At 54.3% G+C, this 11,132-nt stretch carries 9 protein-coding genes; 2 read left to right on the top strand and 7 right to left on the bottom strand.

The features are described from left to right. Nucleotides 1-2: 2 nt before the first annotated feature. The 6 genes from nuoF to CMQ96_RS08775 all read right to left on the bottom strand — a co-directional run bounded on the left by nuoF (nt 3) and on the right by CMQ96_RS08775 (nt 6,449). Nucleotides 3-1,340 (bottom strand): NADH-quinone oxidoreductase subunit NuoF, encoded by a 1,338-nt coding sequence (gene nuoF / locus CMQ96_RS08805; RefSeq protein WP_004870941.1) that lies wholly within the window; start codon nt 1,338-1,340, stop codon nt 3-5. After that, nucleotides 1,337-1,837: an NADH-quinone oxidoreductase subunit NuoE gene (gene nuoE, locus CMQ96_RS08800; RefSeq protein WP_004104075.1), complete on the bottom strand. Its 501-nt coding sequence runs from the start codon at nt 1,835-1,837 to the stop codon at nt 1,337-1,339. Before nuoE ends, nuoF begins: the two co-directional genes overlap by 4 nt. Before the next feature lie 2 nt (nt 1,838-1,839). Next, nucleotides 1,840-3,648: an NADH-quinone oxidoreductase subunit C/D gene (gene nuoC, locus CMQ96_RS08795; RefSeq protein ID WP_004104077.1), complete on the bottom strand. Its 1,809-nt coding sequence runs from the start codon at nt 3,646-3,648 to the stop codon at nt 1,840-1,842. 86 nt (nt 3,649-3,734) lie between these two features. Then, nucleotides 3,735-4,409: an NADH-quinone oxidoreductase subunit NuoB gene (gene nuoB, locus CMQ96_RS08790; protein WP_002913178.1), complete on the bottom strand. Its 675-nt coding sequence runs from the start codon at nt 4,407-4,409 to the stop codon at nt 3,735-3,737. A gap of 15 nt (nt 4,410-4,424) precedes the next feature. Then, nucleotides 4,425-4,871, bottom strand: a complete 447-nt coding sequence (gene nuoA, locus CMQ96_RS08785) for an NADH-quinone oxidoreductase subunit NuoA (protein ID WP_004870939.1) — start codon at nt 4,869-4,871, stop codon at nt 4,425-4,427. Between the two features lie 651 nt (nt 4,872-5,522). Next, nucleotides 5,523-6,449 (bottom strand): LysR family transcriptional regulator, encoded by a 927-nt coding sequence (locus tag CMQ96_RS08775; RefSeq protein ID WP_024359266.1) that lies wholly within the window; start codon nt 6,447-6,449, stop codon nt 5,523-5,525. Between the two features lie 889 nt (nt 6,450-7,338). Between CMQ96_RS08775 and alaA the strand changes: the two genes are divergently transcribed. After that, entirely contained in the window at nt 7,339-8,556 is a 1,218-nt protein-coding gene (gene alaA / locus CMQ96_RS08770) for an alanine transaminase AlaA (protein ID WP_024359267.1), read from the top strand. Between the two features lie 87 nt (nt 8,557-8,643). Beyond that, nucleotides 8,644-9,243, top strand: coding sequence for a 5'-deoxynucleotidase (gene yfbR, locus CMQ96_RS08765; RefSeq protein ID WP_004870934.1), 600 nt, complete (start codon nt 8,644-8,646; stop codon nt 9,241-9,243). A gap of 53 nt (nt 9,244-9,296) precedes the next feature. Here the strand turns inward: yfbR and CMQ96_RS08760 are convergent, their stop codons facing one another. Continuing rightward, a complete protein-coding gene (locus tag CMQ96_RS08760) occupies nt 9,297-11,129 on the bottom strand; it encodes an SLC13 family permease (protein WP_004870932.1) in 1,833 nt (610 codons plus the stop codon). Nucleotides 11,130-11,132: the final 3 nt, after the last annotated feature.

Here is an 11,132-nt window from a genome sequence, read left to right as displayed (position 1 = left end):
GATTACCAGCGCGTCTTAAGCAGGTTCGGCTGAATACCGTTAATTGCATGGGTATTGCTGAACTGCTGCTTAATGCCAGCCTCGAATTCTTCGCGGAAATATTTGATCGCGCTCTGCAGCGGTTCAACCGCGCCCGGCGCGTGCGCGCAGAAGGTTTTACCCGGACCGAGGAATCGACACAGTTGCTCAAGCGTCTCGATATCCCCCGGCTGGCCTTCGCCGCGCTCCAGGGCGCGCAGGATCTTCACGCTCCACGGCAGGCCGTCGCGGCAGGGCGTACACCAGCCGCAGGATTCGCGGGCAAAAAATTCTTCGAGGTTGCGCACCAGCGGAACCATGCCGATCTCGTGGTCGACGGCCATCGCCAGCGCGGTACCCAAACGGCTACCCGCTTTACCAATGCTTTCGAACTCCATCGGCAAATCGAGGTGCGCTTCGGTCAGGAAGTCGGTGCCCGCGCCGCCCGGCTGCCAGGCTTTAAACTTCAGACCATCGCGCATGCCGCCCGCGTAATCTTCGAGGATCTCGCGCGCGGTGGTGCCGAACGGCAGTTCCCAGACGCCCGGGTTCTTCACCCGTCCAGAGAAGCCCATCAGCTTGGTGCCGGCGTCTTTACTGGTAGAAATGTTCTGATACCACTCGACGCCGTTGGCCAGAATCGCCGGAACGTTGCACAGGGTTTCAACGTTGTTCACGCAGGTCGGTTTCCCCCATACGCCGGAGCTGGCCGGGAACGGCGGCTTCGAACGTGGATTGGCGCGGCGGCCTTCGAGGGAGTTAATCAGCGCGGTTTCTTCGCCGCAGATATAGCGCCCTGCCCCGGTGTGCACAAACAGTTCGAAGTCAAAACCGGTGCCAAGGATATTTTTCCCCAACAGGCCCGCTTCGGTCGCTTCGGCGATTGCCCGGCGCAGGTGCTGCGCCGCTTCGATATATTCGCCGCGCAGGAAGATATAGCCGCGGTAGGCTTTCAGCGCGAACGCGGAGATCAGCATGCCTTCCACCAGCAGGTGCGGCAGCTGTTCCATCAGCAGGCGGTCTTTATAGGTGCCCGGCTCCATTTCATCGGCGTTACACAGCAGGTAACGGATGTTCATGGACTCGTCTTTCGGCATCAGGCTCCACTTCAGACCGGTGGAAAAGCCCGCGCCGCCGCGCCCTTTCAGGCCGGCGTCTTTTACCGCAGTGACGATTTCATCCGGCGCCATGCCGGAGAGCGCTTTACGCGCCCCGGCGTAGCCGTTTTTACTCTGGTATTCATCCAGCCATACCGGCTGTTTGTCGTCGCGCAGACGCCAGGTTAACGGATGGGTTTCGGCAGTACGAATAATGGTTTTCATTTATACCGCTCCAGGAGGTCAGGAATCGCTTCCGGCGTCAGATAACTGTGAGTGTCCTCATCAATCATCATGGTCGGCCCCTTGTCGCAGTTGCCCAGGCAGCAGGTCGGCAGCAGAGTGAAACGGCCATCAAAGGTGGTTTGACCCGGTTTGATATCCAGCTTCTTCTCGATCGCCGACTGAATGCCCTGGAACCCGGTGATATGGCACACCACGCTGTCGCAGTAGCGAATCACGTGACGACCCACCGGCTGGCGGAAAATCTGGCTGTAGAAGGTCGCCACGCCTTCTACGTCGCTGGCCGGGATCCCCAGCACATCGGCGATAGCGTAGATTGCGCCGTCCGGCACCCAACCGCGCTGCTTCTGAACGATTTTCAGCGCTTCAATGGACGCCGCACGCGGGTCTTCGTAGTGGTGCTTTTCGTGCTCAATCGCCTCACGCTCTGCCGCACTCAGCTCAAAAGCCTCGGTTTGTGGTTGTTGATTCTCGTGCATAATTAGCGGTCCACGTCTGACATAACAAAATCGATACTACCCAGATAGACAATCAGGTCGGAGACCAGACTGCCGCGAATAGCGGCCGGGATCTGCTGCAGGTGCGCGAAGCTTGGCGTGCGCACGCGGGTACGGTAGCTCATAGTGCTGCCGTCGCTGGTCAGGTAGTAACTGTTAATACCCTTGGTCGCTTCAATCATCTGGAAGGATTCTTGCGCCGGCATGACCGGCCCCCAGGAAACCTGCAGGAAGTGCGTAATCAGGGTTTCGATATGCTGCAGCGTGCGCTCTTTCGGCGGCGGCGTCGTCAGCGGGTGATCCGCCTTGAACGGGCCTTCCGGCATGTTATCGAGGCACTGCTGAAGAATGCGCAGGCTCTGGCGCAGCTCTTCCACTTTCAGCATCACGCGGGTGTAGCAGTCGGAGACGCCACCGCCGGTCGGGATTTCAAAGTCGAAGTTTTCATAGCCAGAATAAGGACGCCATTTACGTACGTCGAAGCCGATGCCGGTCGCGCGCAGGCCCGCGCCGGTGGTGCCCCACTCCAGCGCTTCTTTGGCGTTGTAGGCGGCAACCCCTTTCGAACGACCGATCAGGATGGTGTTGCGCAGCGCGGCCTTTTCATAGGAATCCAGACGCTTCGGCATCCACTCGAGGAATTCACGCAGCAGGCGATCCCAACCGCGGGGCAGGTCGTGCGCGACGCCGCCGATACGGAACCAGGCCGGGTGCATACGGAAGCCGGTAATTGCTTCCACCAGATCGTAGATCTTTTGGCGGTCGGTAAAGGCAAAGAACACCGGCGTCATCGCCCCGACGTCCTGGATAAAGGTGGAGATGTACAGCAGATGGCTGTTGATACGGAACAGCTCGGAGAGCATTACGCGGATGACGTTGACGCGATCCGGCACGGTTATTCCCGCCAGTTTCTCCACCGCCAGCACGTACGGCATCTCATTAACGCAGCCGCCGAGGTACTCAATACGGTCGGTATACGGAATGTAGCTGTGCCAGGACTGGCGCTCGCCCATCTTCTCAGCGCCGCGGTGGTGGTAGCCGATATCAGGAACGCAGTCGATGATCTCTTCGCCATCAAGCTGCAAAATAATACGGAACGCACCGTGCGCGGAGGGGTGGTTAGGGCCGAGGTTAAGGAACATAAAGTCCTCGTTTTCGGTCCCGCGCTTCATGCCCCACTCTTCCGGTTTGAAGGTCAGCGCTTCCATTTCCAGATCCTGTTTGGCTTTGGTCAGCTCAAACGGGTCAAATTCGGTTGCGCGCGCCGGGTAGTCTTTACGCAGCGGGTGGCCTTCCCAGGTCGGCGGCATCATGATGCGGCGCAGATTCGGGTGACCATCGAAGGTCACGCCAAACATCTCCCAGGTTTCACGCTCATACCAGTTGGCGTTCGGGAACAGTTTGGTGAAGGTCGGCAGATGCAGATCGTTTTCAGACAATGCGACCTTGAGCATGATGTCGCGATTGCGGTCGATTGAAATCAGGTGATAGAAAACGGAAAAATCCGCGGCGGGTAAACCGTCGCGGTGCGTGCGCAGACGTTCGTCCATGCCGTGCAGGTCAAACAGCATCACGTAAGGCTTCGGCAACTTCTTCAGGAAATCACCCACCTCAAGCAGCTGTTCACGCTTCACCCAAACCACCGGAACGCCGGTGCGGGTTGGCTGAACGGTAAAGGCATCCGGCCCAAAACGGTTGCGCAGTTCGCCGATCACCGGGTCATCAAGGTGATCGCGGGTTTGCCAGGCTGGTGCGGCGTCATGCGCGGTTAAATCGGTCATATTGTTCACCATTGCAAAAGGTCCGTGGTGACTGCCGGCGAGACTTCGCGCTGTAGTAGATTGATTTGCGAAGTTTTCATCCCGCCCGCAGGCGCAAGTTAAATCTCGTCCGGAGTCCGCAGATTGGTCACTGCAATACGTTCGCCGCGTTTACGCTCGCGTTCCGACTGCATATTGGCGCGATAAACGCCCTGATCGCCTACCACCCAAGAGAGCGGACGACGTTCTTTACCAATGGATTCCTGCAGCAGCATCAGCGCCTGCATATACGCTTCCGGACGCGGCGGACAGCCCGGGATGTAAACATCAACCGGAATAAACTTATCCACGCCCTGCACGACAGAGTAAATATCGTACATACCGCCGGAGTTGGCGCATGCGCCCATCGAGATAACCCACTTCGGCTCCAGCATCTGGTCATAAAGACGCTGAATGACCGGCGCCATTTTGGTAAAGCAGGTGCCCGCGACCACCATCAGGTCAGCCTGACGCGGGGAGGCACGCAATACTTCTGCACCAAAACGCGCAACGTCATGCACCGCAGTGAATGACGTCACCATTTCCACGTAGCAGCAAGAAAGGCCAAAGTTGTAAGGCCAGATTGAGTTCTTACGGCCCCAGTTCACCATGTCATGCAAAGCGTGTTCGAGTTTCCCCATATACACGCTTTTGTTGACTTCTTGCTCCAGGGGGTCGGTTACGATCTCCTGTTTTTGCAGGGGGTAACGGTCGTTCTCACCGTTAGGATCGATGCGGGTGAGCGTATAATCCATCTTATTGCCTCGCTTTTACTGCGTATGACGGTTAGTGGGACTGTCTGTTTCCGGGTTAACCAGCGTGCGACGGGAGCGCGCAGGCGTCCAGTCCAGAGCGCCAATACGAACGAGGTAAACCAGACCAGCCAGTAGCACTAAAATGAAAATTGCGGCTTCCACAAAGCCGACCCAGCCGCTTTCACGGATAGAAGTCGACCATGCGTAGAGATACAGGGCTTCCACGTCGAAGATAACGAAGAACATGGCAACCAGATAAAACTTCGCAGAAAGACGTAAGCGAGCCGAACCGACGGAGTCGATCCCGGATTCAAACGGCGTGTTCTTGCTACGCGCGCGCGCGCGTCCGCCAAGGTACCAACCGCCGATAAGCATCAGGCAGCACAGGCCGATAGCGATGATGAGAAATATAGCGAATGCCCAATGATGAGCGATGACTTCAGTGGATGTTGACATACGCATTGCTTAACCAAAAAAGTGTAGCGCTAAAACCCTCTGCTCTTACTGGCAGATGAACGCCACAGCGTTTCACGGGGAGGAATAAAAAAATAGCCGTGCAAAAAAGCGTCCCTGGGTGATGTGGAAGGCCAGTTGCGGTGGCTTTTTACTCCTTTCATTAACCTTTTGTCAACTTTAACAAAAGTTTTCACAACATTAATTTACATTGGATTTTTTTCATTAACATTAAATGCCCTTTTATGCGGAATAACCTTGCATACTCTTCGGATTTAGTGCTGTTGAATCGTGTCCGTTTCCGCCGTAAATCAAAATTACCCGCCTATTTTGACAGGATTTAGCCACGATTCCTCCCCCTAAAGAGGGGTATTTTCTTGATCTGTGACACGCTTTTGTTAATTCAACCAAGAAAACGGCAACAAACTATCCGGTTTTTTAACATTAGCAGGAAGTATTGAAAGTGCAGAGAAAAGTCGAGAAATGAGAGGAAGAGCAGATCTAACTCACTGATTTACATCAAAACAAATCAACAAAACATTCTATTAATCAATAAAATTTGAAAAAAACGAACCGCAGCGGCGATTTCACACGTCGGGGGTTCGTTTTTACACTTACATTTTGTTACCAGTTTTTGTGATGTTTGTTAGCTTTTCCCACTCAGGAAATAAGGGAATTATCTCCCCCTTCGGGGGTATAAACACGTTGCGTGGACCACGGCTGGTACTCCGCGCTCAGCGACTGAAAAATAGCCTGCGTCAGTTCGCTTGCCTGCTGAGAATCGCAGTTCAGCATATAGTGGGTATCCGGCAGCACGGGTAAGCCGTCACACCGCCCCGGAACGCGGAATTCAGGGCTCATCATCTCTACCGGCTGCGCGGTCACCCCGAGCCCGGCCTTCACCGCCGCCTTCACCCCGGCCATTGAGGTTGCCGCGTGGGAAAGATGCCAGGGGACGCGAGCGGCGTTGAGTACCGCAACGATCTCTTCCCGAAACGGATCCGGGGCATCCAGCAGAACAAGCGGGACAGACTCGCCCTGAGGGAGGACGTAGTCCGCTGCGCAATACCACAACGTTGGCGAAGCGCGTAGCGTCAGCATGTCAAAACCCTTCGTGGGTCGGGTGGTCAGCGCAAGATCGATAGCTCCCTTCTTCAGCCGATCGACGATATCAATATGATTGAGAACTTTGATTTCAAGCGTCAGCCGCGGATAAAAACTGCCAATCCGATTTAATAAACACGGTAAAATAGTATCCGCTGTCTCATCTGACGCACCAACGGTCAGCGTTCCCTGCAGGCTGCCGAACATGAGCGACATGCAGGCTTCATCATTAAAACGCAGAATTTTCCGCGCATAGCCCAACAGCTGAATGCCCTGCTCGGTCAGAAGTTTATTGCGTCCATGGCGAGCAAAAAGTTCTTTGCCGACCAGCTGCTCCAGCCGCTGCATCTGCTGGCTTACCGCTGACTGAGTCCGGCATACCGCAACGGCGGCAGCGGCAAATGTATTGAGATCGGCGACGGCAACAAAGGTTCTCAAGAGGTCGAGGTCTAAATTTAGTATCGAACGATTTTCATTTATCATATTTGCTTCACATTCAGGCGGCTAATGCTGACCTGCCTTGTTGATGCTGTGCTCCAGGTTTCCGGCTATTCCTTAAGCTTCGCGTGACCCGCCACGGACAGACGGATGAACAACTGGACGAACGTTATTGCATTAGAAAGCACTCATCCGCAGCAAATGCGCGGAATTTCAGAGTAATATTTTGCTCGTATGCCTGAGCGCTTTTAATTACGGCGCTTTGTTTTTTGTGATGAGACGCAAAAAATAGCCGTCAATGACCATTGCCTGCATCCGCACCAGCGACAAACTTTGCCATCGCGCTCAGGAAGATAACAAAAACCTGCAATAACAATGTATTAATAAAGAAACAGGCTACCTGGCATAGCCTTATATCGGTATTAACGACGTTATTCTAACCGAAAACCACAATATTTATAAGAGTTAATCAGTATTATCTCAGGCAATTTTAAATGCTGACCCGCGCTTTAATTAAATTAAAAATCTAAGAATATTCCTTGCATAAAATAAAACTCATTTATCAATTAAATGCTTTTCATTAAAAATATCTGGCAAAGTTGTTAAAACATTCTGTGTATTGTGAATTAAACGTACATATGAAAGTGACGCGGTTTTTGCGCAAAAAATAAGCACTTATTTCCGTTAAATCAACAAGCCAGATAAACGTTTACAGAATCAGTGGATAACGCAATATATGACCACCAATGAAAGTATTAAAGGTTTATTGTATAAACAAAACACCCACCCACCAGAGAAATCAATTAAACCAAAAAAACATGAATAGCAAAATCTTCTCCTGTTAACCCTTCAAAACAGCGGGGATGCGGAGTACATTATTCCGTGCTGACTTCCACGGCAGGGAGTGGCGATAACAGCTAAAAGGTCAAGGTTCATGTCCCCCATCGAAAAATCCAGCAAGTTAGATAACGTCTGTTACGACATCCGCGGCCCGGTTCTGAAAGAGGCGAAACGCCTTGAAGAAGAAGGCAACAAAGTCCTGAAGCTGAACATCGGCAACCCAGCGCCGTTTGGCTTTGACGCGCCTGACGAAATCCTCGTTGACGTCATCCGCAACCTCCCGACTTCCCAGGGCTATAGCGATTCAAAGGGCCTCTATTCCGCACGTAAGGCCATCATGCAGCATTACCAGGCTCGCGGCATGCGTGATGTGACGGTCGAAGATATTTATATCGGCAACGGCGTTTCCGAACTTATCGTTCAGGCCATGCAGGCGCTGCTGAATAGCGGCGATGAAATGCTGGTTCCGGCGCCGGATTATCCGCTCTGGACCGCCGCGGTCGCGCTTTCCAGCGGTAAAGCGGTGCATTATCTCTGCGATGAGTCGTCCGACTGGTTCCCGGACCTCGACGATATCCGCGCGAAAATCACCCCGCGTACCCGCGGCATCGTGATTATCAACCCGAATAACCCAACCGGCGCGGTGTACTCAAAAGAGCTGCTGATGGAGATCGTCGAGATCGCCCGCCAGCATAATCTGATTATTTTCGCCGATGAGATCTACGACAAAATCCTCTACGATGAGGCGCAGCACCACTCTATTGCGCCGCTGGCCCCGGATCTCCTCACGATCACCTTCAACGGTCTGTCAAAAACCTACCGCGTTGCCGGCTTCCGCCAGGGCTGGATGGTGCTTAACGGGCCGAAGAAACACGCAAAAGGCTATATCGAAGGTCTGGAGATGCTGGCCTCTATGCGCCTGTGCGCCAACGTCCCGGCCCAGCATGCGATCCAAACCGCTCTCGGTGGCTATCAGAGCATCAGCGAATTTATTGTTCCCGGCGGGCGCTTATATGAGCAGCGCAATCGCGCCTGGGAGCTGATTAATGACATTCCGGGCGTATCGTGCACCAAGCCGAAAGGCGCGCTATATATGTTCCCGAAAATCGACGCTAAGCGCTTTAATATTCACGATGACCAGAAGATGGTGCTCGATTTTCTGCTGCAGGAAAAAGTCCTGCTGGTTCAGGGTACCGCCTTTAACTGGCCGTGGCCGGATCACGTGCGTATCGTGACCCTTCCGCGCGAAGACGATCTTGAAATGGCGATTACCCGTTTCGGGCGTTTCCTTTCCGGCTACCACCAGCTCTGACTTCATCTGTCCAGCCGCCGGGATTTGCATCCGGCGGCAATCCCTGCGCACAATGTCACCCGACGTCGTAACTGATTAAGGGTTCCTATGAGTCAGAGTCATTTCTTTGCCCACCTCTCCCGCCTGAAACTGATCAACCGCTGGCCGCTGATGCGTAATGTGCGCACCGAAAACGTCTCCGAACACAGCTTACAGGTCGCGATGGTGGCCCATGCGCTGGCGGCGATCAAAAATCGTAAATTTGGCGGTCAGGTTAACGCCGAGCGCATTGCCCTGCTGGCGATGTATCACGATGCCTCGGAAGTTCTGACCGGCGACCTGCCGACGCCGGTAAAATATTTCAACTCGCAGATCGCGCAAGAATACAAGGCCATCGAGAAAATCGCCCAGCAGAAACTGGTCGATATGGTTCCTGATGAACTGCGCGATATTTTTGAGCCGCTCATCGACGAACAGCACTACAGCGACGAGGAAAAATTCCTTGTCAAGCAGGCAGATGCGCTTTGCGCCTACCTGAAGTGTCTGGAAGAGCTATCGGCGGGGAATAATGAATTTCTGCTGGCCAAAGGCCGCCTTGAGAAAACGCTGGAATCGCGCCGCAGCGCAGAGATGGACTACTTTATGCAGGTTTTCGTGCCGAGCTTCCACCTTTCGCTTGATGAAATCAGCCAGGATTCGCCTTTATAAAATAACCGCTCCCCGGCCAGCCGCAGCCTGACCGGGGAAAGAACGCTGCTGAATCAGAACGGAAACAGCACCGGGATCAGCAGAACGCACACCACCATCACCAGGATAGTAAACGGCACGCCGATTTTGACAAAATCGCTGAATGAGTATTTACCCGGCCCCAGTACCAGGGTGTTCACCGGCGACGATACCGGCGTCATAAACGCCGCCGAGGCCGCCATGGCGACCACCATCGCAAAAGGATAAGGCGAAACGCCCATCGACTTTGCCGCGGCCAGCGCAATGGGCGCCATCAGTACCGCGGTGGCCGTATTGGATATAAACAGGCCGATAGCCGCGCACATCACAAACAGGCAGCCAAGCATCAGGTACGGTCCTTTACTTCCCGCCACGTCCATTAATCCCTGCACCACCAGATCCACGCCGCCGGTTTTCTGCAGCGCCAGAGCAAAAGGCATCATCCCGACGATCAAAATAATGCTCGGCCAGTGAATGGCTTTATAGGCGCTTTCGGCGTTAATACAGCGGAATTTCCCCATCAGCAGGCAGGCAACGATCGCCGCTATGGGGTTCGGAATTTCGTCAGTCAGCATCAGCGCGACCATCAACACCAGACAGAAAATCGCGTGCGGCGCCTGGCTGTGCGCCGGCGAGGCGTCATTAACCTCAATAGGCATATTCAGCACCACAAAGTCACGACCCCGCTTGGCCAGCAGCGCTATCTGCCGCCAGTTCCCCACCACCAGCATGATATCGCCAAGCTGCAAAGCTTCATCGGTGACCGCGCCGTCAAGAGCTTTGCCATCGCGTTTCAGACCCACGATGTTCAAATCGAAACGGGTACGAAAGGCGATTTCGCGCACCGTCTTGCCAATCAGTTCGGAATCCGGGATCAGGGAGACTTCCGCCATCCCTACGTCCAGCGCCTGATCGGAAAAGTATTCGCCGCGCAGCACCATGGGCTCCAGCATTTGCTCGCCGCAGAACTGACGTAAATCCACATCGGAGGCCGACATATCGATCAGCAAAACGTCGCGGGCGCGGAACTCCGATACGCCGTTAACGTTAACGATAACCCGCCGGAAGCGCCGCCAGCGCTCAACGCCGATGACGTTCGCCCCATAGCGCTCGCGCAGTTTCAGGTCGTCCAGGCGCTGGCCAATCATCGGCGAGCCAGGGCGAATGGCCAGGCGGCGCGCGCGCCCTGTGAGGTGATAATCTTTGATAAGATCGCGGAAGGTGCTTCGCTTACGGCCATCGCGGACCTGTTCGCCTTCGTCTCCCTTAAGCATAAACCGCATCACCAGCATATAGAAAACGCCCAGGACCAGCACCACCAGGCCTATCGGCGTGACGCTAAAAAAGCTGAATCCTTGCAGCCCTTCGCGTAATAGCTCGCTGTTGACGACCAGATTGGGCGGTGTGGCCACCAGAGTCATCATTCCGCTAATAAGTCCGGCAAAACTGAGCGGCATCATCAACCGCGAAGGTGACGTGTTCATGCGCATTGACACGCTGAGCACCACGGGAATAAAAATGGCCACCACGCCGGTCGAGCTCATAAAAGCGCCTAGTCCGGCAACGGTTAGCATTAAATAGACCAGCATTTTGGTTTCGCTGTTACCGGCAACCTTCACCAGCCAGGAGCCCATTTTGGTGGCGACCCCGGTGCGCACCAGCCCATCGCCAATAATGAAAAGCGCGGCGATAAGGATAACGTTGGGATCGCTAAATCCCGAGAAGGCCTCGCTGAGCGTTAAGGTGCCGCTAAGGACAAAAGCGACAATCACCAGCAATGCGATAGCATCCATGCGCACTTTTCCGGTGGCAAAGAGTACGACGGCTACGGCAAGAAGAGATAACACCCAAATCAGTTCACCGTTCACAAC

It is taken from the genome of Klebsiella sp. MBT K-1, from assembly GCF_002556465.1.
GTDB lineage: Bacteria > Pseudomonadota > Gammaproteobacteria > Enterobacterales > Enterobacteriaceae > Klebsiella > Klebsiella grimontii.
This window is presented reverse-complemented; position numbering and strand designations above follow the sequence as displayed.

Coding starts and splice junctions, on each gene's coding strand:
- nuoF (WP_004870941.1), bottom strand. CDS start 1,340: ATGAAAACCATTATTCGTACTGCCGAAACCCATCCGTTAACCTGGCGT.
- nuoE (WP_004104075.1), bottom strand. CDS start 1,837: ATGCACGAGAATCAACAACCACAAACCGAGGCTTTTGAGCTGAGTGCG.
- nuoC (WP_004104077.1), bottom strand. CDS start 3,648: ATGGTGAACAATATGACCGATTTAACCGCGCATGACGCCGCACCAGCC.
- nuoB (WP_002913178.1), bottom strand. CDS start 4,409: ATGGATTATACGCTCACCCGCATCGATCCTAACGGTGAGAACGACCGT.
- nuoA (WP_004870939.1), bottom strand. CDS start 4,871: ATGCGTATGTCAACATCCACTGAAGTCATCGCTCATCATTGGGCATTC.
- CMQ96_RS08775 (WP_024359266.1), bottom strand. CDS start 6,449: ATGATAAATGAAAATCGTTCGATACTAAATTTAGACCTCGACCTCTTG.
- alaA (WP_024359267.1), top strand. CDS start 7,339: ATGTCCCCCATCGAAAAATCCAGCAAGTTAGATAACGTCTGTTACGAC.
- yfbR (WP_004870934.1), top strand. CDS start 8,644: ATGAGTCAGAGTCATTTCTTTGCCCACCTCTCCCGCCTGAAACTGATC.